General features: G+C 70.4%; 21 protein-coding genes. 14 read left to right on the top strand and 7 right to left on the bottom strand.

All coding sequences use genetic code 11. The annotated features are described in order from the left end of the window. Window positions 1-35: 35 nt before the first annotated feature. The 8 genes from JL475_RS41420 to JL475_RS39725 are packed head-to-tail and all read left to right on the top strand — an operon-like array spanning window position 36 to window position 6,542. Window positions 36-1,259: a cytochrome P450 gene (locus tag JL475_RS41420; RefSeq protein WP_202274849.1), complete on the top strand. Its 1,224-nt coding sequence runs from the start codon at window positions 36-38 to the stop codon at window positions 1,257-1,259. After that, the gene (locus JL475_RS02885; RefSeq protein WP_181383740.1) at window positions 1,252-1,566 is read left to right on the top strand and encodes a 2Fe-2S iron-sulfur cluster-binding protein; all 315 of its coding nucleotides are present in this window, start codon (window positions 1,252-1,254) and stop codon (window positions 1,564-1,566) included. Before JL475_RS41420 ends, JL475_RS02885 begins: the two co-directional genes overlap by 8 nt. 9 nt (window positions 1,567-1,575) lie before the next feature. Next, window positions 1,576-2,814, top strand: coding sequence for an NAD(P)/FAD-dependent oxidoreductase (locus JL475_RS02880; protein WP_202274839.1), 1,239 nt, complete (start codon window positions 1,576-1,578; stop codon window positions 2,812-2,814). Further along, a complete protein-coding gene (locus JL475_RS02875) occupies window positions 2,811-3,596 on the top strand; it encodes a protocatechuate 3,4-dioxygenase subunit beta (RefSeq protein WP_202274828.1) in 786 nt (261 codons plus the stop codon). Before JL475_RS02880 ends, JL475_RS02875 begins: the two co-directional genes overlap by 4 nt. 9 nt (window positions 3,597-3,605) lie before the next feature. Beyond that, window positions 3,606-4,106: a hypothetical protein gene (locus JL475_RS02870; RefSeq protein ID WP_202274826.1), complete on the top strand. Its 501-nt coding sequence runs from the start codon at window positions 3,606-3,608 to the stop codon at window positions 4,104-4,106. A 20-nt stretch (window positions 4,107-4,126) separates the two neighbouring features. Then, entirely contained in the window at window positions 4,127-4,900 is a 774-nt protein-coding gene (locus JL475_RS02865; protein WP_237406054.1) for an enoyl-CoA hydratase/isomerase family protein, read from the top strand. Between the two features lie 8 nt (window positions 4,901-4,908). Next, the gene (locus tag JL475_RS02860) at window positions 4,909-5,352 is read left to right on the top strand and encodes a thioesterase family protein (RefSeq protein ID WP_202274824.1); all 444 of its coding nucleotides are present in this window, start codon (window positions 4,909-4,911) and stop codon (window positions 5,350-5,352) included. Further along, a complete protein-coding gene (locus tag JL475_RS39725) occupies window positions 5,349-6,542 on the top strand; it encodes a flavin reductase family protein (protein WP_307824959.1) in 1,194 nt (397 codons plus the stop codon). Before JL475_RS02860 ends, JL475_RS39725 begins: the two co-directional genes overlap by 4 nt. Before the next feature lie 73 nt (window positions 6,543-6,615). Here the strand turns inward: JL475_RS39725 and JL475_RS02850 are convergent, their stop codons facing one another. After that, a complete protein-coding gene (locus JL475_RS02850; protein ID WP_202274822.1) occupies window positions 6,616-7,515 on the bottom strand; it encodes a D-alanyl-D-alanine carboxypeptidase family protein in 900 nt (299 codons plus the stop codon). Window positions 7,516-7,734: 219 nt separating this feature from the next. On the opposite strand from JL475_RS02850, the gene JL475_RS02845 reads away from it, so the two are divergent. Further along, window positions 7,735-8,388 carry a GntR family transcriptional regulator gene (locus tag JL475_RS02845; protein ID WP_202274811.1) on the top strand — a complete coding sequence of 218 codons (654 nt, stop codon included), beginning with the start codon at window positions 7,735-7,737 and terminating at the stop codon, window positions 8,386-8,388. Further along, the gene (locus JL475_RS02840) at window positions 8,385-9,701 is read left to right on the top strand and encodes a nitrate/nitrite transporter (RefSeq protein WP_202274808.1); all 1,317 of its coding nucleotides are present in this window, start codon (window positions 8,385-8,387) and stop codon (window positions 9,699-9,701) included. The genes JL475_RS02845 and JL475_RS02840 overlap by 4 nt, the downstream gene beginning before the upstream one ends. Before the next feature lie 79 nt (window positions 9,702-9,780). Here JL475_RS02840 and JL475_RS02835 read toward each other — a convergent pair whose 3' ends face one another. Further along, complete coding sequence (locus JL475_RS02835) at window positions 9,781-10,605, bottom strand: maleylpyruvate isomerase family mycothiol-dependent enzyme (RefSeq protein ID WP_202274806.1); 825 nt, start codon at window positions 10,603-10,605, stop codon at window positions 9,781-9,783. A gap of 217 nt (window positions 10,606-10,822) precedes the next feature. Here JL475_RS02835 and JL475_RS02830 point away from each other — a divergent pair, with 217 nt between their 5' ends. Beyond that, window positions 10,823-11,647, top strand: a complete 825-nt coding sequence (locus tag JL475_RS02830; RefSeq protein WP_202274804.1) for a carbon-nitrogen family hydrolase — start codon at window positions 10,823-10,825, stop codon at window positions 11,645-11,647. 25 nt (window positions 11,648-11,672) lie between these two features. On the opposite strand, the gene JL475_RS02825 is transcribed toward JL475_RS02830, so the two are convergent. From JL475_RS02825 to JL475_RS02810, 4 genes are all read right to left on the bottom strand, one after another. Further along, the gene (locus tag JL475_RS02825) at window positions 11,673-12,173 is read right to left on the bottom strand and encodes an LURP-one-related/scramblase family protein (protein WP_202274802.1); all 501 of its coding nucleotides are present in this window, start codon (window positions 12,171-12,173) and stop codon (window positions 11,673-11,675) included. A gap of 77 nt (window positions 12,174-12,250) precedes the next feature. Next, entirely contained in the window at window positions 12,251-12,499 is a 249-nt protein-coding gene (locus JL475_RS02820; RefSeq protein ID WP_109381478.1) for a DUF6458 family protein, read from the bottom strand. 102 nt (window positions 12,500-12,601) lie between these two features. Further along, window positions 12,602-13,909, bottom strand: coding sequence for a M18 family aminopeptidase (locus JL475_RS02815; RefSeq protein ID WP_202274792.1), 1,308 nt, complete (start codon window positions 13,907-13,909; stop codon window positions 12,602-12,604). A gap of 158 nt (window positions 13,910-14,067) precedes the next feature. Further along, window positions 14,068-15,894, bottom strand: a complete 1,827-nt coding sequence (locus JL475_RS02810) for an acyl-CoA dehydrogenase (RefSeq protein ID WP_202274790.1) — start codon at window positions 15,892-15,894, stop codon at window positions 14,068-14,070. Between the two features lie 262 nt (window positions 15,895-16,156). On the opposite strand from JL475_RS02810, the gene JL475_RS02805 reads away from it, so the two are divergent. The 3 genes from JL475_RS02805 to JL475_RS02795 all read left to right on the top strand — a co-directional run bounded on the left by JL475_RS02805 (window position 16,157) and on the right by JL475_RS02795 (window position 19,005). Beyond that, window positions 16,157-16,627 carry an SseB family protein gene (locus JL475_RS02805; RefSeq protein ID WP_202274788.1) on the top strand — a complete coding sequence of 157 codons (471 nt, stop codon included), beginning with the start codon at window positions 16,157-16,159 and terminating at the stop codon, window positions 16,625-16,627. Window positions 16,628-16,824: 197 nt separating this feature from the next. Then, window positions 16,825-17,805, top strand: a complete 981-nt coding sequence (locus JL475_RS02800) for a pirin family protein (protein WP_202274786.1) — start codon at window positions 16,825-16,827, stop codon at window positions 17,803-17,805. A gap of 120 nt (window positions 17,806-17,925) precedes the next feature. Continuing rightward, window positions 17,926-19,005, top strand: a complete 1,080-nt coding sequence (locus tag JL475_RS02795) for an AI-2E family transporter (protein ID WP_202274784.1) — start codon at window positions 17,926-17,928, stop codon at window positions 19,003-19,005. On the opposite strand, the gene JL475_RS02790 is transcribed toward JL475_RS02795, so the two are convergent. Next, complete coding sequence (locus tag JL475_RS02790; protein ID WP_202274782.1) at window positions 18,997-21,150, bottom strand: SpoIIE family protein phosphatase; 2,154 nt, start codon at window positions 21,148-21,150, stop codon at window positions 18,997-18,999. The two genes, JL475_RS02795 and JL475_RS02790, sit on opposite strands and share 9 nt — an antisense overlap. Window positions 21,151-21,227: the final 77 nt, after the last annotated feature.

The following is a 21,227-nucleotide window of genomic DNA, read 5'->3' as shown; positions in this document are numbered from 1 at the left end:
TGGTGGATCAGCGACCGGCGGCCGCACGATGCCCCGTGACCAGTGGTTTCAGGCCGTTCGACCACGACGGCACCTACGAGTTCTTCTCGACGGCCCGTCGCGAGGCGCCGGTGTTCTACAACGAGGAGACCGACTACTGGGTCGTCACGAAACGGGAGGACGTCCTCTCGGTGTTCAAGGACCCCGAGCGGTTCTCCGCCTCGAACGTCCTGGACTCGCTGGAGGGCTACCCCGAGGAACTGACCCGGTTCCTCACCGACAACGACTTCACCGTCGAACCGGTGCAGTCCAACACGGACCGGCCCCGGCACACCCGGATCCGGCAGAGCGCCGGCCAGTTCCTCAACCCCAAGCGCTATCGCGAGTACGAGCCGCGGATCCGCGCGCTGGTGCAGGAGTACGTGACCGGCCTGCGCGGCAAGGACGAGGTCGACATCGTCGCCGAACTGACCCACGAGATGCCAGCGCGCGTGGTGTTCATGCTCCTCGGTGTCGACGACGTGGACCCTCTGATGATCAAGCGTTGGGCGCTCAACCGCGCCACGATGATCTGGGGCAAGCCGACCCGGCAGGAAATGATCGATGCCGGCCATGAGCTGAACGACTTCTTCCACTTCTGCCGGGAGATCGTCGAGGACCGCAAGCGGGCACCGCGCGACGACTACCCCAGCAAGCTGCTGGAACTCCGCGGGGGCGACGACTCGGTACTGACCGAGAACGAGATCGTCTGTCTGGTGTTCGCGCTGCTGCTGGCCGGTCACGAGGCCGTGACCAACGGCTTGACCATCAGCATCCTCACGCTGCTGGAGAACCGCGGGGCCTGGGAGGAACTGGTCGCGGACCCGGCACTGATCCCGCGTGCGATCGAGGAAGTCCTCCGGCACAGCACCCCGGTCATGACCTGGCGGCGCAGGGCACTCGAGGACGTCGAACTCAGCGGCGTGACCATCCCCGCAGGAGGCAAGGTCCTGCTGAGCCTGGCATCGGCGAACCACGACGAGGACCGGTACGAACGGCCGTCGGACTTCGACATCCACCGCCCCGACGCACGAGGTCACCTGTCCTTCGGATACGGCATCCACGTGTGCATGGGCGCCCCTCTGGCACGCATCGAAATGAAGATCGTGCTGGAAGAACTCATCAACGCCTTCCCCGGCATGGAGCTGGTGAAGGAACAACGACCCGCATGGACGAAGACGATGGCCCACCGCGGTCCGCAGAGTCTGCTGGTCCGGCTTGGAGGTTCTGACCATGGCTGAGGTGACCTGGATCACCGCCGACGGCGAGCGCATCACCGCCGAGGTCGGCGACGGCGTCAACCTGATGGAGGCGGCCGTGGCCAACGGCGTGCCCGGCATCGTCGGTGAATGCGGTGGCGGGATGATGTGCGCCACCTGCCACGTCTACGTCGAGTCCGACCACCGGACCGGCGAGCCCGGCCCGATCGAGGCCGACCTGCTGGACTTCGCCGACGCTCCTCGACGCGACGGCAGCCGTCTGAGCTGCCAGATCTCCGCCCGGCCCGAGCTGGACGGAATCACCGTCGAAGTACCGCCGGCCTGGTGACGCCGCGCCATGACACACGGAACCGCGATCATCGGCGCCGGACAGGCCGGCCACACCACGGCCATGCACCTGCGCGCCGCGGGCTATGACGCGCCGATCACCCTGATCGGCGCCGAAGCAGCCGTCCCCTACCAGCGCCCGCCCCTGTCCAAGCGCTACCTGCTGCGAGAGATCGGGCAGGAGCACCTCACGCTGGGCACACCCGCCGGCCGCGCGAAGCCCGAGGTCGACCTGCGCACCGGCGAACGGGTGGCCCGGATCGACGTCGCCCGGCAGATCGTGGTCCGGGCGGACGGCAGCACTCTTCGCTACGACAACCTGGTCCTGGCGACGGGTGCGCGGGCCCGACGACTGCCCGACTCGCTGCTCGACGGAGTTCAGGGTGTGCACGTGCTGCGCACACTCGCCGACGCCGACGCCCTGTCCGGGGCACTCGACGAGGCGAAGTCGGTACTCGTTCTCGGTGGCGGTTTCATCGGTCTCGAGTTCGCCTCGGTGGCGGCCCGCCTCGGACGTCACGTCACCGTGGTCGAGCGTGACCGGCTGCTCCAGCGAGTCGTCAGCGAGCAGGCCGCCGACCATCTCCGCTCGGAGCACCTGCGCAACGGGGTCGAGATCCTGGAAGGCCGCGAACTGAGGTCGCTGGACGGAGAGAACGGCCGCGTGGTCGCCGGCGTGCTCACCGACGGGACGCGGATCGACGCCGACCTCGTCCTGCTGGGGATCGGCGCCGAACCGGAGGCCGAACTCGCCGCTCAGGCCGGCATCACGGTCGACAACGGCATCACCGTCGACGAACTCGGCCGGACCAGCGCCCCGTCGGTGTACGCGGTGGGCGACTGCGCCAACTTCGCCTGGCAGGGCGGCAGACTCCGCCTGGAGTCGGTCCAGAACGCGGAGTACATGGCCAAGGCGGCGGCGGCCCACATCGCCGGTCGCACGGTGCCCCCGCGGCCGGCGCCCTGGTTCTGGTCGGACCAGTACGACGTCCGACTGCAGATCGTCGGCCTGACCGGCGACGGCGACCACGTCATCAGGAGAACCGCGGAGGACGGTGCGGGCTTCTCGCTGTGGCACTACCGCGGGGACGACCTGAGGGCCGTCGAGGCACTGAACGACCCCGGCGCCTTCCTGACGGCCAGGAGGCTGCTGGACCGCGGAACCAGTCCCGCGCGTCACCACCTGACGGACGAGAGCGTCAGCATCCGGGCCATCGCCGCACAAGCACTGGGGAGGGCAACCTCATGATCGAATCGTTCGATCCGCCGTTGGCGGACTCCAACTCGAGCGTCAGCACGTTGCGCGTGCCGTTGGCGGCACCGGTCCACCTGGACAAGGAGTGGTTCCACCACCTGCCGGGCCCCGCCTTCGGGCAGTTGAAGCTCGGCGCCTTCGACCACGACCTCACGGTGCAGGGCGTCTCGGACCCCATCGGCACCCGGGTCATCGTGCACGGAACCGTCACCGACAGCGGCGGCATCCCGGTCAAGAACGCCCTGGTCGAGATCTGGCAGGCCAACGCCGCCGGCGGCTACCGCGACTCGATGGACGTGTCGGGCTTCCCGCTCGACGCCAACTTCTACGGCGCGGGCCGCTGCCTGACCGACAGCCGCGGCGCCTACCGCTTCGTGACGATCCGTCCGGGCCCGTACCCGGCGATGTTCAAGGACGGCGCGCGTGCTTGGCGGGCGTCCCACATCCACTTCTCCGTGCTGGGCGCCGGGGCTGCCGGCCGGCTCGTCACGCAGATGTACTTCGAGGGCGACCCGCTGATCCGCATGGACCGCATGATCAACGCCGTCCCGGACCGACGAGGCCAGGAACGCCTGATCGCCAGGCTCGACGAGGAGAACTCCATCGCTCAGTCGTTCGGTCCCCAGCGCACGCTGGCCACCGTCGACGGCAGCGGCGCGGTCGTCCCCCCGCCGGAGCGGACCGACCCCGGCGCCCTGCTGACCAGGAACCCCTCGGCGCTGGCGTACCGGTTCGACATCGTGCTCCGCGGCTCGGCCGCGACCCCGTTCGAGTGAGGGATGGTCATGATTCTCACCCCCGCGCAGACCTGCGGCCCCCTGTTCGGCTTCGCCATGACCCCGCCCGGCATCACCCAGACCGTCGCCGAGGACGATCCGAGTGCCGTCGTGATCGAGGGCACGGTCCTGGACGGTCAAGGGGACCACGTCGGCTACGGCGCGTTCCTCGAGCTCTGGAGCCGGGAGCAGGCATGCCGTGTCCGCACCCTCGAGGGCCGCTTCCGCGCCGTCGTGCGGAAGCCGGAACCGGTGACGCTGCCCGACGGCAACCGGTTGGCGCCGCACCTGAGCATCTTCCTCTTCACACGCGGCCTGGCCGGGCCGCTGGCGACGAAGGTGTACTTCCCCGACGAGGAACAGGCCAACCGGTCCGACGCGATCCTGCGGCAGGTCCCGGAGGCCAGGCGGCCCCACCTGATCGCACAGCGGACCGACGTCGAGCGGCACCTGCGGTACGACATCCGACTGCAGGGCGAGCGCGAGTCCGTCTTCTTCTCCATCGACTAGAGCACGAACGAGGCTGAACCATGGAAGACAACCTCATTGTCGAGCGCCTGGGCCATGTGCTGGTGCTCACCCTCAACCGTCCCAGGAAGCTCAACGCCATGGACAGCGCGCTCTACGAGCGCCTGATCGAGGAGCTCCGGGGAGCCGACCGGGACGACGAGATCCGTGCGGTGGTCGTGCGCGGGGCGGGAACGTCCTTCTGCACGGGTGCCGACACCGGTGAGTTCGCCGAGCTCACGCCCGACAACACCGAACGCGTCGAGTACCGCGCCGGACTCACCTACGGTCTGCACAAGACCATTCCCGAGATCTCCAAGCCGGTGATCGCCGCCATTCACGGCTACGCCGTCGGCGGCGGCTGCGGGCTGGCCCTGGCCTGCGACATCACCATCGCGTCGGCCGACGTGCGCATGGGCTACCCCGAGATCAAGCACGGTCTCGTCGCAGCCGTGGTGATGGCCAACCTGACCAAGCAGCTCGGCCGCAAGGCGGGTTTCGAGCTGGTGGCCAGCGGGCGCCTGGTCGACGCCGAGGAAGCCGAGCGGATGGGCATGGTCACGCGAGTCGTCCCGAAGGGCGAGGAGTTCGCCGAGGCCGTGAAGACCGCCGAGACCCTGGCGGGACAGGTGCCCATGTCGCTCCAGGCCACCAAGCGGCTGTTCCACGCGGTCGCGGACCTCCCGCTGGCCGAGGGCCTCGTGCGGGGCCGGGAGGCGAACGAAGAGATGCGTGAGTACCGTGCCGAGGCGCTGAAGGAGTTCGGCGCCTCCGTCAAGGCCGCGAAGGCCGGCTGAGGATACCGATGACCGATCAGTCGAGCACCGGGCGCTCGGAGCCCCGTGCACACATCGTCAAGGACACGCTCCGGGTGAGCGACCTCGACTTCCAACGCCACATGGGCAACACCGCGTTCACCGAGATCCTCGCCAATGCGCGCTACGCGTTCATGAACGAGCAGGTGAGGCCGGCGGTGGGATTCGAGCCGATCATCGCGCTGGTCCGGCTTGAGGTGGACTTCAAGGGCCAGGTCCACCACCCCGCGACGATCACCACCGAGACCCGTCTCGACCGCGTCGGTCGCAGTTCGCTGGGACTCGCGCAGCGCATGCTGGTGGGCACGCGGCTGGTCGCGTCGTCGCGATCCGTCTTCGTGCTGACCGACCGCTCCAGCGGGGAGGCCACGCCCTGGCCCCAGGAGATCCGCGCGTTGGCCGCGACCCCCGAACTCGAAGCGAGTCACCCGTGAGCGGCGGCGCGGTGGACTCCGCCGCCTTCCGGCAGGCCCTCGGGCACCACCCCACGGGGGTGGCCCTGATATCCAGTACCGACGCGGACGGGAAACCCCTCGGGATGATCGTGGGCACGTTCAACTCGGTGTCCCTCGATCCGCCCCTGGTCGGCTTCCTGCCCGCGCGGGACTCCGCGAGCTTCGCCGCGATCAGGGAGTCGGGGCGCTTCACCGTCAACATCCTCGCCCACGACCAGGAAGACGTCTGCAGGGCGTTGTCCCGGCCCGCGGGCAAGAGGTTCGAGGGACTGGCGTGGTCGCCTTCCGGCAACGGGTCGCCGGTCCTGCCGGACGTGGTGTGCAGCATCGACTGCAGTCTCGAGGCCTGCACCCCGGCAGGGGACCACTACTTCGTGACCGGCCTGGTCGAGAGTCTGGAGGTCCACCGTCCGGTCGCCCCGCTGCTGTTCTTCCAAGGCGGGTTCGGCGGCTTCGTCCCGGGGTCCTTCGTCGCGCCGAGCGACGCGATCGTGGCCGAGAGCGTGCAGACCGTGCAGCACATCCGCGACGGCATGCGGCGCCTCGCGCACACGGCCCACGGGGAGGTGACCGTCTACGCCAAGGTCGCCGACCACGCGGTGGCCGTGGCGACGGTCGCCGGCCCGGACGTGCCGACGTCCACGCTCCTCGGTTCGAAGTGGCCGCTCACGCCCCCCTTCGGCGAGGTGTTCCTGATCGGCGCTCCCGAAGCGGAGGTCGAGCAGTGGATGAACAGGGCGAGGTCCGCGGGCGAGGAGCTGCTGCGCACGTCCCGGGAGCGTCTGGACCATGCGCGCGAGCACGGCTGGGCCGGCTCCTACGCCGGGGACACCCGGGACACGCTGCTCTTTCCCGCGCTGACAGAGTACGGAGTGGAGGGGGTCACGCCGGCGAGGCAACGTGAGATCCAGGCGATGTTCCGGGCCGCGGGGGAGGATCTCCGGCCGGTGGACCTCGAACCGGAGGGGCGGTACCAGGGCGCAAGCCTGGTGGCCCCCATCCGGAACAGGCACGGGCGATGCGAACTCATGATCCGGCTGTGCCGGATCCCACCGGTCTCCGGATCCCGGATCGAGGTCCTGGCCGACGAACTGTGCCGCCTCGCCCGGGAAGCCGAGGAGTCCGTCGGCGGCTCACCCGACCCGCGGATCCTGGTTTCCTCCCCGTGAACCCGCATGTGACGGGGGCTCACCCGGCGTGGGTGAGCCCCCGCGTGCGTCCGTGTGCGTGCTTCGGCGCGGGTCAGGCCTTGCTGAAGCCGTAGCCCAGGAGCTTCTTGGCGTCCGTCTCGCGCTGGGTGGACGAGGTGGAGGCGAGGACCGTGCCGATGACGGTCTTGCCGTTCCGCGTCGCGGCGAAGACCAGGCAGTACTTGGCCACCGCACCCGAGCCGGTCTTCACGCCGATCGTGCCGCTGTAGCTGCTGAGCAGACCGTTGGTGTTGGTCCACGGCGCCATCGTGCGGGTGCTGCCCGTCTTCGTGGTGGTCTTCGCCGTGTACTTCTTCGTCTTGACGATCGCGCGGAAGTTGGCGTTCTTCATCGCGCTGCTCGCGATCTTCGTCAGATCGCGCGGCGTGGAGTAGTTGTTGCCCTTGCCGATGCCGTCGAACGAGTCGAAGTGGGTGTTCTTCAGACCCAGGTTCTTCGCGTCGGCGTTCATCTTGCCGATGAAGGACTTCACGCGCGCGGCCCGCGTCGAGCCGGTGCCGAACTTGTCCGCCAGGGCGTACGCGGCGTCGCAGCCGGACGGCAGCATCAGCCCGTACAGCAGCTGGCGCACGGTGACCTTGTCGCCGACGATCAGCCGGGCGGACGACGCGTTGTTCGCCACGATGTAGTCGCTGTACGCCATCTGGATCGTGACCTTGGCGTCGAGGTTCAGGTTCTTCTGCGCGAGCACGACCTTCGCGGTCATGATCTTCGTCGTGGAGCCGGTCGAGAGGCGGGTGTCGGCGGCCTTGGTGTAGAGGGACTTGCCGGTCCCGTTGTTCATCACGTAGCCGCCCTTGGCGGCGATCGTGGGCGCGGCGGCGGCCTGCGCGGGCGCCGCGTGGAGGGCTCCGGAGGCCAGCACGGCGCCAGTGGTCACGACGACGCCGACGGCTCTGCGGATACGGATGCCCTGAATGACGGTATTCAAGTAAGGTACCCCGATTGCGTTGAATGCCCTAGTGGTGCGGCCGAGTTGAGGCGCGGCCGACAGGGGCCGCACATCTCTGACGCACACCTGGCGTGGATGGTTGTGCGCGAGGGCCCGTCCGGCGCGATCCGTCGGGCAGGCCCTGGGGGGCGGGTGACTTCGGGATCCGCATCGTGGACGAATGCTTCCATGGGTACGTGTTGTATCTATCCTGTCGGCATGAGTCTGGCCCCTGTGAAGCAACCCCCTGCCGCCGATCGCGTCTACACCCACGTCAAGCAGGGCGTCCTCGACCGCCGTTACGAGGGCGGCACGCTCCTGACCGAGGGTGAGCTGGCCGAGGCCGTCGGGGTCTCGCGCACACCGGTGCGGGAGGCGTTGCTGCGGCTGGAGGCCGAAGGGCTGATCCGGCTCTACCCGAAGAAGGGCGCCCTCGTCCTGCCCGTCTCCGCGCAGGAGATCGCCGACGTCGTCGAGACCCGGCTGCTCGTCGAGGAACACGCGGTGCGCAAGGCCGTGCCCGCGCCCCCCGGGCTCATCGAGCGACTGGAGGGGCTGCTCGCCCGGCAGCGGGAACAGGCCGCCGCCGGTGACTTCGCCGCCGCGTCCGTCACCGACCGCTGCTTCCACGCGGAGATCGTCCGCAGCGGCGGCAACGAGATCCTCTCCCGCCTCTACGACCAGCTCCGCGACCGCCAACTGCGCATGGGCGTCGCCGTCATGCAGTCGCACCCCGACCGCGTCGCCAAGACCCTCGCCGAGCACCAGGAGATCCTCGACGCGCTGCGCTCGGGGGACCCGGAGGCGGCCGCCGGCGTGGTCAACCGGCATGTCGGCTGGTTCTCCCACCTGGCCCGGGGAGAAGTGCGATGACCCGCGCGGACAACGTCGCCCCGAGCGCCCGTCCGCCCGGGGACCCCCAGGGCGGACGACGCGCCCTCGCGGTGTGGGGGGTGGGTGTGGCGGTCTACTTCGTCGCGGTCATCTTCCGTACGTCCCTGGGCGTGGCCGGTCTCGACGCGGCCGACCGCTTCGACGTCAACGCCTCCGCCCTGTCCACCTTCTCCATCCTCCAGCTGCTGGTCTACGCGGGCATGCAGATACCCGTCGGCCTGCTGGTCGACCGGCTCGGCACCAAGAAGGTGCTGGGCATCGGCGCCGTGCTGTTCACGGTCGGGCAGGTCGGGTTCGCGCTCTCCCCGACGTACGGCATGGCGCTCGCCTCCCGCGCCCTGCTCGGCTGCGGGGACGCCATGACGTTCATCAGCGTGCTGCGGCTGGGCAGCCGGTGGTTCCCGGCCCGGCGCGGTCCGCTGGTCGCGCAGTTCGCCGCGCTGGCCGGGATGGCGGGCAACCTCGTCTCCACGCTGGTCCTGGCCCGGCTGCTGCACGGCATCGGCTGGACGGCCGCCTTCGCGGGCAGTGCGCTCGCCGGGGTCGTGGTGCTCGTACTGCTCGTGCTGTTCCTCAAGGACCATCCCGAGGGCCACGAGCCGGAGCCCGCCCCGCACCAGGGCGCCGCCTATGTGCGCCGTCAGATCGCGGCCTCCTGGCGGGAACCGGGGACCCGGCTCGGGATGTGGGTGCACTTCTCCACCCAGTTCCCGGGGATGGTGTTCCTGCTGCTGTGGGGCATGCCGTTCCTCGTCGAGGCACAGGGGCTGTCCCGGGCCACGGCCGGTGAACTCCTCACCCTCGTGGTGCTGTCCAACATGGTCCTCGGGGTGGTCTACGGCCAGGTCATCGCCCGGAACCACGGTGCGCGGCTGCCGCTGGTGCTCATCACCGTGGGCGCGACGGCGCTGCTGTGGGCGGCCGTGCTGTTCCATCCCGCCGAGACGGCGCCGATGTGGCTGCTGGTGGTGCTGTGCACGGGGCTGGGTGCCTGCGGTCCGGCCTCGATGGTCGGCTTCGACTTCTCCCGCCCGGTGAATCCGCCGGAGCGGCAGGGGACCGCGGCCGGCATCACCAACATGGGCGGTTTCACCGCTTCGATCACGACTCTGTTGGCCGTCGGCGTCCTGCTGGACGCCACCGGCGGCGACTACGCCGTCGCCTTCTCCGCCGTCTTCGTCCTCCAGGCCCTCGGGCTCGTCCAGATCCTGCGGCTGCGCGGGCAGGCGGCGCACAGGGAGCGGGAGCGGCTCGTCGCCGGCCGGGTGGAGAGCGTGCACGTGCCGGTGTGAGGCCGCGTGCGGCTGTGGACGGCGTGCAGGGTCCGGGGAACGGCATTCCGGGCCCGGCACGCCGTGTCTGCGCGGGACCCTACGGAGTCACCGCGAAGTGCCGCAGGATCGCCGCCGCCAGGTCCGGGTCGCCCTCCGCCTTCACCCGGTCCGACACCGCCTCCGGCGTCACCCGGCCGCAGGCCATGCGGACGTACGTCTCCCAGTCGAGGGTGAGGGTGACGGCGGGGCCGAGCGCCGGGGCGGTCTCCAGCGTGCCGCGGCCCTGGATGTCGACGCGGATGGTGCGCAGGAACTCCACGGGTCCGTGGACGTCGATGACCACGGCCGAGCTGCGCGGCGCCTGCGCCAGATCGGCCACCACCCGGGGCAGCTCGGCGAGCAGCTCGTCGCGGGCGACGTGCGCGCCGGGGGAGTCGAGGTTGCCGGGGCGGCCGAGGGCCGCGCGCAGGTCCTGCTCGTGCACCCACACGTCGCACGCGTGCCGGCGCATGGACTCCTCCAGCGTGAGTTCCGTGCCGAACGGGCCGCGCACCTTCGCGGCCGGGTCCCGCGACTCGTTCCGCAGCTGGCGGTTGCGGCGGATGATCATGTATTCCAGCTCGGAGGTCATCTCCGGCGCCGTGTGGTGGCGGCGCACGTCGACCTGCATCTCCGTGTAGCGCTGCTGCTCGTTGGTGACGTGGAACAGGTCGCGCGGCAGCGTGTGGATGGGGCGGGGGTCGCCCAGCATCTCGGAGTCCAGCCCGATGACGTGGGAGACCACGTCACGGACCGACCACCCCGGGCACGGCGTCCGCCGGTTCCAGTCGGCCTCCACGAGCGGCTGCACCAGCTCGGATATCGCCTCGACGGAGTGGTTCCAGGCGTCGGCGTAGGGCTGGAGGGTGGGATGCAGGCTCACGGAACGGGACCCCTCGGCGGTCGGTACACGGGCAGGTGGCGGCGGCGGTGCCAGTGGGTGGTGGCTGCACTCGGCGGGCGTCTCGGGACTCCCCAGGTTCTCGGCTTCGCTCGAACCGGGAGGGCCCCAAGTTACGCTGTCGTGAGGCACCCCGGCAGTGCTTTCGTGTGACGATCGTAGGCCGTGCCGACAAGTCGAATGCCAGGACGGTGGTATTGTGCGCGCTTCTTTGCTCCAAGTCGCCGTGAACGGGGATGAATCGGTCGAATCGCGTCGTCGTCGGGTCGCCGCTCTGGTACGGGAACAGGCCGGAGCCGATCTCGTCGTCCTGCCGGAGTTGTGGACGACGGGCGCGTTCGCCCACGAGGACTTCGGGCGCGCGGCGGAACCCCTCGACGGGCCGACCCGCCAGGCGATGGCCGAGGCCGCGCGCGACGCCGGTGTATGGCTGCACGCGGGCTCCGTCCCCGAGCGCGGTGCCCCCGACGGCCGCTCCGACGCGGACGACGGGCCGCTCTACAACACCTCGCTCGTCTTCTCCCCCTCCGGTGAGCTGGCCGCCGTCTACCGCAAGATCCACCGCTTCGGCTTCGACAGGGGCGAGGCCGTGCTGATGAGCGCGGGCGACGCACTGGTGACGGTGCCGCTGCCGCACACCACGCTCGGGCTGGCGACCTGCTACGACCTCCGTTTCCCCGAACTCTTCCGCTCGCTCGTCGACGCCGGTGCCGAGACGCTCGTCGTCCCGGCGGGCTGGCCGGACCGCCGCCGCTCCCACTGGACGCTGCTGGCCCGGGCGCGAGCCGTGGAGAACCAGGCGTTCGTCCTCGGGTGCGGAACGGCCGGGACGCACGCCGGGGTCCCGCAGGCGGGTCACTCGATCGTGGTCGATCCGTGGGGCGAGGTCCTCGCGGAGGCCGGTCCCGACGAGCAGGTCCTCACGGTCGACTTCGACCCGGCGAGGGTCGCGAAGACCCGCGAGCAGTTCCCGGCCCTGAAGGACCGGGTGCTGGGGCTGCCGGCCCCGGCCCCGCGACCTTGACCCGAACGGCAGCGGGGTCCGGTCCTCAGCCCACGCGGTCCTCGCGCTCCTTCTCCGCCAGGTGGATCACGCACACCGCCACCGCGATCAGCAGGGCCGGGTCCGCGTCCTCGCGCACGACGTCGACGCCGTAGGTCTCCCGGACGTGCAGCCAACGCCGCGAGACCACGGCGAGCAGTTCGCCGTCGTACTCGACGGCGAACTCACGGTCGAGGATTTTGCCGCTGACGTCCAGCTCGGAGCCGTCGGCCAGGGCGACCCGGTAGTGGTTGCGCAGCAGGGACAGCCGCTTGCGCCGGACCGTCGCCAGCGCCTCACCGTCCCGCTCGATCACCATCGTGTCCCGCAGGGCGAACATCTTCTCGCGGATGTCGATGAGGACGCGGCCCTGGACGTCCTTCAGCTCGAAGGTGTCCCGCAGCCGCATGGCCTTGCCGTCGACGAGGAAGACCCTGTTGCCCCGGTCGTCCTCGATCCAGTAGTCGTCACCGATCCCGAGGATCCGGTCGCGTACGAGGAATCTCATGACACCAGGGGTGCCCTCTCTCCCGTTCTCCGACGCGGCCGCTGGGCCGATTGCCGGAGCCGGCCGCCGACGCCCCGTCAGACTCCGTACCCGTCGCTGTAGCCGTCGCGGCCGTGCGGGCGGGTGTCGTCGACGACCGGTGTGGCGGGCGGTACGACGACCCGCCGACGCCGGGCGATGCTGCTGAAGACCGCCACACCGATCAGCCCGACGACCATGAAGATGACGCCGACCAGGTTCACGTTGACGCCCTGCATGTCCCAGTCGGTCGCGAACGTGAGAATCGCTCCCACGGCGATGAGGATGATGCATCCGCCGAGGCCCATGAGTGCCGCCTTCCTGCCCGGTCCTTCCGGTTGCACCCGGGTACCCGGTCGGCCGTCACTCATGCAGCACCGGCGGGTCGACCGACCGTCGGCCGCCCGCGGCTACGACTCCAGGAACGCCACCAGCGCGTTCGCCAGCAGGAACGGGTCCTGGGCGCCGCACAGTTCGCGCGCGCTGTGCATCGACAGGATGGCCACGCCGATGTCGACCGTCCGGATGCCGTGCCGGGCCGCGGTGATCGGGCCGATGGTGGTGCCGCACGGCATGGCGTTGTTGGAGACGAACGACTGGAAGGGCACGCCCGCCTTCTCGCAGGCGGCGGCGAACACCGCCCGGCCCGAACCGTCGGTGGCGTAGCGGTTGTTGACGTTGACCTTGAGGATGGGGCCGCCGTCGACACGCGGGTGGTGCGTCGGGTCGTGCCGCTCCGCGTAGTTGGGGTGGACGGCGTGACCGGTGTCCGAGGAGAGGCAGACGGTGCCGGCGAAGGCGCGCGCCCGGTCCTCGTACGAGCCGCCGCGGGCGAACACCGAGCGCTCCAGCACGCTGCCGAGCAGCGGTCCGTCCGCGCCGGTGTCGGACTGGGAGCCGTTCTCCTCGTGGTCGAAGGCGGCGAGGACGGGGATATGGGAAAGTCCGGACGGTCCGGCCCCGGCCGCCGCGGCCGCCGTCAGTGCGGCCGTACCGGCGTGCACGGACAGCAGGTTGTCCATGCGGGGGCCGGCCAGCAACTCCTTGTCGCGGCCCAGGTACGCCGGCGGCTCCACGGAGTGCACCATCAGGTCCCAGCCGGTGACCTCGCCGGAGGGGATGCCCGCGGTCTCCTCGAGGAAGGCGATGAGGTCGCCGTCGCGCACGTCGTCGCCCAGGCCCCAGACGGGCTGCATGTGGCGCTGCTTGTCGAGCTTGAGGCCGTCGGCGTTGACCGAGCGGTCCAGGTGGATGGCGAGCTGCGGGACGCGCAGCAGCGGCCGGTCGACGTTCACCAGCCGGGTGGAGCCGTCCCGCAGGGACAGCCGGCCGGCCAGACCCAGGTCGCGGTCGAGCCAGGAGTTGAGCAGCGGACCGCCGTAGATCTCCACGGCCACCTGGCGCCAGCCGTGCGCCCCGCTGTCGGGCCGCGGCTTCACCCGCAGGTTGGGGGAGTCGGTGTGGGCGCCGACGATCCGGAACGGGGTGTGCGGGTCCGCGCCCTCGGGGACGTACCAGGCGACGATGGCGCCGCCGCGCAGCACGTACTTGCCGCCCGACGTCCCGTCCCAGGCGTCCGTCTCCGCGACCTGCCGGAAGCCTGCCTTCTCCAGTTGCTCGGCGGCGTTCGCCACCGCGTGGTACGGCGTGGGGGAGGCGGCGAGGAAGGACATGAGGTCGTCGGTGTGGCCGCGGCCGAAGGGGGAGGGTTCGCTCATGGGTTCACCTTAACGAGGGCGAGGGCCCGCTTCCCCGGTGTGGAAGCGGGCCCTCGGACGGGCTCCGGCGGTCACGTGCGGACGCGGGCGATCCCGTTCGGGCTCGTTCGATCCCGTTCGGGCTCGCGCGGTCTGTCGCAGGATCTTTGCAGGCGGCCCTAGAAGGCGGCCTCGTCCAGTTCCATCAGGTCCAGGTCCACGCCCTCGGCGACCTTGCGGGCCAGCGTGACGCCGGGCAGGACCTCGGCCGCGAAGAACCTCGCCGCGGCGATCTTGCCGGTGTAGAAGGCGACATCCTTGGCGGAGGCCGTCTGGAGCTTGTCGGCGGCGACCGCGGCACCCTTGAGCAGCAGGTAGCCGACGATCACGTCACCGGAGGCCATCAGCAGGCGGGTGGTGTTCAGGCCCACCTTGTAGATGTTCTTGACGTCCTTCTCGGTGGCCGCGAGGTCCGTGAGCATCAGGCCGACGATGGCCTCCAGCTCGACGGCGGCCTTGGCCAGGTGCTCGCGGGCGCCCGCCAGCTGCTCGCCGCCGGTGCCGAGGGCGAGGAACTGCTTGATGTCCTCGGCGAGCGAGTTCAGGGCCGCGCCCTGGTTGCGGACGATCTTCCGGAAGAAGAAGTCCTGGCCCTGGATCGCCGTGGTGCCCTCGTACAGGGTGTCGATCTTGGAGTCGCGGATGTACTGCTCGATCGGGTACTCCTGCAGGAAGCCGGAGCCGCCGAAGGTCTGCAGCGACTGGGCGAGCTGCTCGTAGCCCTTCTCGGAGCCGTAGCCCTTGACGATGGGCAGGAGGAGGTCGTTGAGCGCGTGCTCCACCGACACGTCCTCGCCCGCCGCCTCCTTGATCGCGATGGTGTCCTGCACCGAGGCGGTGTGGAGGACGAGCGCGCGCATGCCCTCCGCGTACGCCTTCTGCGTCATCAGCGAGCGGCGCACGTCGGGGTGGTGGGTGATGGTGACCTTGGGCGCGGCCTTGTCCATGAAGTCGGCGAGGTCCGGGCCCTGGACGCGCTCCTTGGCGTACTCCAGCGCGTTGAGGTAGCCGGTGGAGAGGGTGGAGATCGCCTTCGTGCCGACCATCATGCGGGCGAACTCGATGATGCGGAACATCTGGCGGATGCCGTCGTGCTTGTCGCCGATCAGCCAGCCCTTGGCGGGGTGCCGGTCGCCGAACGTCATCTCGCAGGTGTTGGACGCCTTCAGGCCCATCTTGTGCTCGACGTTGGTGGCGTAGACGCCGTTGCGCTCGCCCAGCTCGCCGGTCTCGAAGTCGAAGAGGTACTTCGGGACGAGGAAGAGCGACAGGCCCTTGGTGCCGGGTCCGGCGCCCTCGGGACGCGCGAGCACGTAGTGGAGGATGTTCTCCGACATGTCGTGCTCGCCCGAGGTGATGAAGCGCTTCACGCCCTCGATGTGCCAGGAGCCGTCCTCCTGCTGCACGGCCTTGGTGCGGCCGGCGCCCACGTCCGAGCCGGCGTCCGGCTCGGTGAGGACCATGGTGGAGCCCCACTGCTTCTCGACGGCGATCCGGGCGATCTTCTTCTGGGTGTCGTTGCCCTCGTCGTGCAGGACCCCGGCGAAGGCGGGACCGGACGAGTACATCCACACGGCGGGGTTGGCGCCCAGGATCAGCTCGGCGTACGCCCAGATCAGCGTCGGGGGCGCCGTGGTGCCGCCGACGGCCTCGGGCACGCCGAGCCGCCAGTACTCGGAGTCCATGAAGGCCTGGTAGCTCTTCTTGAAGGACGCGGGAACCGGTGCGGTGTTGGTCTCCGGGTCGAAGACCGGCGGGTTGCGGTCGGCGTCGGTGAAGGACTCGGCCAGCTCGTTCTCCGAGAGGCGGGTCAGCTCCTCGAGGACGCTCTTGGCGGTCTCGACGTCCATCTCCTCGAACGGCCCGGTGCCGTACAGCTTGTCGCGTCCGAGCACTTCGAAGAGGTTGAACTCGATGTCGCGGAGATTGGACTTGTAGTGCCCCATGGTGACGGCTCCCGGCTCCGTAGAGAGATCGGCGAGGCACTTCGTTCCTCGCACGGGTTTGCATACCAGCAAGTAGCTACGACTATGCTACCCGCCGGTAATAAGAAGCAAGCCTGATCCGGTCATCTGTGACGCGTTACGCGCTCCGGCGGTGGCCGGCGGGCGGCCCGCACCGGCGTCGCGAGACGCCGAAGTGCCTTCGGTGGGCCCGTACCCGCCCGTACCGGCCCGGGGCTCCGGTGCTCTCGGTACGCTTGCGCGCATGTACGGCTACGACCAGAACGTAGGGGCACAGCAGGGGTACGTCCCGCCGCAACAGCAGCAGCAGATGCCGGGCGGCTACGGGCAGCAGCCGCCGCTGTACCCGGAGCCGTCCCCGCCCTCGCTCGCGGACGCGGTGCGCGCGTTCACCACGGGCCAGGTGGCCGCCGAGGACTTCCAGCAGGTCTTCGCGACGTCCAAGGTGTACTGCCCGCGCGGCGACAATCCCGGGTTCCTCGCCCTGCACAACACCCAGCAGCCGGTGATCCCGATGTTCACCTCGCTGAAGGAGCTGCGGCGGTACGCGGGCAAGGAGTCCAAGTACTTCGTGATCACCGGCGCCGAGGTGATCGACCTGCTGCCCACCGGCTACGGCTTCGTGCTCGACATGGAGGGTGAGCACCGGATGGTGTTCGACGCGAAGGCCGTCGAGCAGATGGTCGAGTTCGCGATGCGACGCATGTATGGCTGAACGCCGCGGTCGTAGCCGTCGGCGCCGTGATCGCTGTGATCGCCACCGTGACCGCCGTCGTCACGTGCCGGGCGGGTGACCCCCGCCCGCCCCGGAATCTCTGCAGCCCGGAGGGAATGCCCTCCGGGCTTTCTCCGTTGGGAGTGGCGGGAAGTTCAACGTTCAACTAAGATGGCCGTACAAGAGGAGGTACCGACATGCCTGCAGTGACCGTCGAGAACCCGCTGACGCTGCCCCGTGTGGCCGCGCCCGCCGACGCCGTGGCACGACCCGTGCTCACCGTCACGACCGCGCCGAGCGGTTTCGAGGGTGAGGGCTTCCCGGTGCGCCGGGCGTTCGCCGGGATCAACTACCGCCATCTCGACCCGTTCATCATGATGGATCAGATGGGTGAGGTGGACTACGCGCCGGGTGAGCCCAAGGGCACCCCCTGGCATCCGCACCGCGGATTCGAGACCGTCACCTACATCATCGACGGCGCCTTCGACCACCAGGACTCCAACGGTGGCGGCGGCTCCATCACCAACGGTGACACCCAGTGGATGACGGCCGGTGCGGGTCTGCTGCACATCGAGGCGCCGCCGGAGCAGCTGGTCATGTCGGGCGGTCTCTTCCACGGCCTGCAGCTGTGGGTGAACCTCCCGGCCAAGGACAAGATGATGGCGCCGCGCTACCAGGACATCCGCGGCGGCAGCGTCCAGCTGCTCACCTCCCCCGACGGCGGCGCGCTGCTGCGCGTCATCGCCGGTGAGCTGGACGGCCACGAGGGCCCCGGCATCACGCACACGCCGATCACGATGATCCACGCGACGCTCGCGCCGGGCGCGGAGCTGACCCTGCCGTGGCGCGAGGACTTCAACGGGCTGGCGTACGTCATGGCCGGGCGCGGCGCGGTCGGCACCGAGCGCCGGCCGATCCACCTGGGCCAGACTGCGGTCTTCGGCGCCGGTGGCACGCTGACCGTCCGCGCGGACGAGAAGCAGGACTCGAACACGCCGGACCTGGAGGTCGTCCTCCTCGGCGGCCGGCCGATCCGTGAGCCGATGGCGCACTACGGCCCGTTCGTGATGAACACCCGCGAGGAGCTCCAGCAGGCGTTCGAGGACTTCCAGAAGGGCCGTCTGGGCACGATCCCGGCGGTGCACGGGATGGAGGGCTCGGGACCGCGGGAGTCCTGACCGGCCGAGTGCGTGGGGTGGCCCCGTCCGATTCCGGGCGGGGCCACTCTCCGTTCCCGGGGCGGGGGCCGGGCGGGAACGGAGTTGGACAGGGGGTGCCGGGCGTGATCGTGTGGGGGTGTGCAGGACTCCTCTCCGCCTCCGCTGCTGCCCGAATCCGTCCGGCGTCTCGCCGCCTGGTGTGCCGTCGCCCTGCTCGTCTCCGGGGTCGGCTACGTCGGGATCCTGCTGTGCGTGCAGTTCCGGGCGGCCGTGATCCCCGTACTGCTGGCCCTCCTCGGTACGGCGCTGTTGCTGCCCCTGCACCGGCGGCTGGTGCGGGCCGGGGTGCAGCGGTCCCTGTCGGCGGGGCTCACGTGTGTCGCGGTCGTCGCCGTGGTCGGCGGCGCGGTGTACATCGTCGTGTCCGCGCTGATCGACTCCGGGGACCAGATCATCGCCTCGCTCAGGATCGCGGCGCGGGATCTCACCCGGCACTTCGGGGCGGCCGGTACCTCGCTGGACGACATCGCGGGGAACGCGCGCGAACTGCTGTCCAAGTTCGGCGGTACGGCCGCGTCGGGTGTCCTCAGCGGGGTCAGCGTGGTGGGCCAGGCGATCGCCATGGCGGTGCTCGCGCTGCTGCTGGTGTTCTTCTTCCTGCGTGATTCCGACCGCGCCGCCGACACACTGCGCGGGCTGGTGCCGCCCGGCTCCGGGGAGACGGTGATGGCCATGGCCCGCCGGGCCTTCCAGGCGGTCGAGGGGTTCATGCGCGGGACCACCTTCATCGCGCTCATCGACGCACTCTGCATCACCGTCGGGCTGCTCGTCCTCAAGGTGCCGGGCGCCGTCGGACTGGGCGCGCTGGTCTTCGTCGGGGCGTACATCCCCTACCTGGGGGCGTTCATCTCCGGGACGGTGGCCGTGCTGGTGGCGCTGGCCGACCGGGGGTTCGTCATCGCCCTGTGGGTGCTCGGCGTGGTGCTCGCGGTGCAGTTGCTGGAGGGGCACGTGCTCCAGCCGATGATCCAGAGCCGCACCGTGCAGATGCATCCGGCGGTCGTGATGCTCGCCATCACCGCGGGTGCCTCGGTCGCCGGGATCGTCGGCATGCTGATGGCGGTGCCGCTGACGGCGGCGGCCGTCGGCGTCCTGAGCGAACTGCGCCGGCGCCACACCGCACCGGGGGAGCAGGCTCCGCCGCCGGTGTCACCGTGAGGGCCCGGCCCTCCGCTGAGCGGCGGTGTCCGGCTCGGCGTGCGGCTCGTGCGGCTCGTGCAGTTCGAACCAGATGCTCTTCCCCTTGCCCCGGGGATCGACGCCCCAGGTGTGGGCCAGGAGTTCGATCAGGAGGAGGCCGCGGCCGGACGACGCCAGCTCGCCGGGTGTGCGCCGGTGCGGGAGGTCGTCGCCCGCGTCGGTGACCTCGATCCGCATCCGGCGTCCCTCCCGCCCGTCGACGACCTCGGCGACGAGCAGCGCGTCGGTGTCGGTGTGCACGAGGACGTTGGTGAGCATCTCCGACAGCAGCAGTACCGCCGAGTCGACCTGGTCCGGTGAGCACCAGTCGTGCAGCAGCTCGCGCAGGTGCTGCCGGGCCTCCGAGACCCGTTCCGGCTCGGCCTGCTCCACCGTCAGCATGGTGCGGCGCACCCACGGCGGCCCCACCGGGTCCTGTTCGGTGCCGTGGCTCTGTCGGGAGAGCAGCAGCAGGGCGATGTCGTCCTCGCGGCGGTCGATCAGGGGGCCGGTGGTGTGGTGCGAGGAGGGGCCGTGGACGGCCTGCACCAGGGCGTCGGCCAGCTCCTCCAGGCCGCCCCGGTGGTGTTCGAGGATGTCGCGCAGCCGCTGCCAGCCGGTGTCCAGGTCATGGCCGCCGGTCTCGATCAGACCGTCCGTGCAGACCAGCATGGTCTCGCCGGGTTCCAGGACGATGCGGGTGGTGGGGTAGTCGGCGTCCGGGTCGATGCCCAGCGGGAGCCCGCCGGCCGTCGGCCGGGTCAGCACGGTCGCGTCGGGCATGCGGACCGCCGGGTCGGGGTGGCCCGCGCGGGCGATTTCCAGCACCCCGCCGACGGGGTCGACCTCGACGTACAGGCAGGTCGCGAAGCGCAGCTCGTAGGGATCGGCCTCGCCGATCCCGTACAGGAAGCGGGAGGCGCGGGAGAGCACGGCGTCGGGGCGGTGCCCCTCGGCGGCGTACGCCCGCAGGGCTGTGCGCAGCTGTCCCATGATCCCGGCCGCCTGGACGTCATGGCCCTGCACATCCCCGATGACCAGGGCGAACCGTCCGCTCGGCAGCGGGATGACGTCGTACCAGTCGCCGCCGACCTGAAGGCCGCCGCCGGTGGGGACGTACCGGGCGGCGACGCTCATTCCCGGGATGCGCTGCGGGCCGAGCTTCGGCAGCATCGAGCGCTGCAGGCCGTCGGTGAGGGCCCGCTCGCTCTCGGCGGTGCCCGCGCGGGACAGTGCCTGGGCCAGCATCCGCGCCACGGTGGTCAGCACCGACCGCTCGTCGGGGGTGAAGGCGACCGGGTGGGCGAAGGCCGCCAGCCAGGTGCCCATCGTGCGGCCGGACACGACCAGTGGCAGGAACGCCCAGGACTGACGGCCGAAGCGCTCGGCGAGCGGCCAGGTGAGGGGGTAGTGGGCTTTGTACTGTTCCGGGCTGGACAGATAGACGGCGCGGCCCGTCCGTATCACCTCGGCGGCCGGGTAGGCGGTGTCCAGCGGCATGTGGAACGAGCCCTCGGCGCCGGGTTCGTGCCCGTGGTGGCCGATGACGGTGAGCTGGTCGCCCGCGACGCCGAACAACGCGGACCCGTCCGGTGAGAAGCCCGGCATCGCCAGGTTGGCCGCGACCCGCAGTACCTCCTGTGTCGAGCGCGCCTCGGCCAGTGCCCGGCCGGCGTCCAGCAGGAACGCCTCCCGTGACCGGCGCCACTCACCGATGACCGTCCTGCGTCCCGCGGGGGTGCCCGGCGTCGGCTCGGTGACCTCCTGAAGGGTGCCGGTCAGTACGTACGCCTTGCGCAGGGGGTCGAAGGTCGGCTTGGAGCGGCTGCGCACCACCCGCACGACCTGCCCCTGGTCGTCCATGACCCGGATGCGCACCTCGGCGAGCGTGCCCTCGGTGACGGCGAGCTGGACCACCCCGGTGATCTCGTTCCAGTCGACCGGGTGCAGCCGGGACCGGACCTGGGGCTCAGTGAGGGTGGTCTCCTCGGCGGGCAGCCCCAGCAGTCGCGCCGCCACCCCGTCGACCACGACCAGTCCGGTTGCCGTGTCCCAGTGCCACCTGCCGGTGTCGAGGAGGGCGAGGACATCCGCCATGGGCGGCAAGGGCTCGCCTGTTCGCATTGCCCCACTTTATGAATATTCGATGGAAAAGCGCCACCGGCGCTGTTTGTGTGACCGGCGGATCGTCCGGGGCAAGT

Origin of the sequence: Streptomyces sp. M2CJ-2 (assembly GCF_016757295.1) — a bacterium.
Classification (GTDB): domain Bacteria; phylum Actinomycetota; class Actinomycetes; order Streptomycetales; family Streptomycetaceae; genus Streptomyces.
The sequence above is the reverse complement of the archived record's forward strand: the minus strand, read 5'-3'. Positions and strand labels throughout refer to the sequence as shown.

Coding starts and splice junctions, on each gene's coding strand:
- JL475_RS02885 (WP_181383740.1), top strand. CDS start 1,252: ATGGCTGAGGTGACCTGGATCACCGCCGACGGCGAGCGCATCACCGCC.
- JL475_RS02880 (WP_202274839.1), top strand. CDS start 1,576: ATGACACACGGAACCGCGATCATCGGCGCCGGACAGGCCGGCCACACC.
- JL475_RS02875 (WP_202274828.1), top strand. CDS start 2,811: ATGATCGAATCGTTCGATCCGCCGTTGGCGGACTCCAACTCGAGCGTC.
- JL475_RS02870 (WP_202274826.1), top strand. CDS start 3,606: ATGATTCTCACCCCCGCGCAGACCTGCGGCCCCCTGTTCGGCTTCGCC.
- JL475_RS02865 (WP_237406054.1), top strand. CDS start 4,127: ATGGAAGACAACCTCATTGTCGAGCGCCTGGGCCATGTGCTGGTGCTC.
- JL475_RS02860 (WP_202274824.1), top strand. CDS start 4,909: ATGACCGATCAGTCGAGCACCGGGCGCTCGGAGCCCCGTGCACACATC.
- JL475_RS02845 (WP_202274811.1), top strand. CDS start 7,735: ATGAGTCTGGCCCCTGTGAAGCAACCCCCTGCCGCCGATCGCGTCTAC.
- JL475_RS02840 (WP_202274808.1), top strand. CDS start 8,385: ATGACCCGCGCGGACAACGTCGCCCCGAGCGCCCGTCCGCCCGGGGAC.
- JL475_RS02825 (WP_202274802.1), bottom strand. CDS start 12,173: ATGAGATTCCTCGTACGCGACCGGATCCTCGGGATCGGTGACGACTAC.
- JL475_RS02820 (WP_109381478.1), bottom strand. CDS start 12,499: ATGGGCCTCGGCGGATGCATCATCCTCATCGCCGTGGGAGCGATTCTC.
- JL475_RS02815 (WP_202274792.1), bottom strand. CDS start 13,909: ATGAGCGAACCCTCCCCCTTCGGCCGCGGCCACACCGACGACCTCATG.
- JL475_RS02810 (WP_202274790.1), bottom strand. CDS start 15,894: ATGGGGCACTACAAGTCCAATCTCCGCGACATCGAGTTCAACCTCTTC.
- JL475_RS02805 (WP_202274788.1), top strand. CDS start 16,157: ATGTACGGCTACGACCAGAACGTAGGGGCACAGCAGGGGTACGTCCCG.
- JL475_RS02800 (WP_202274786.1), top strand. CDS start 16,825: ATGCCTGCAGTGACCGTCGAGAACCCGCTGACGCTGCCCCGTGTGGCC.
- JL475_RS02790 (WP_202274782.1), bottom strand. CDS start 21,150: ATGCGAACAGGCGAGCCCTTGCCGCCCATGGCGGATGTCCTCGCCCTC.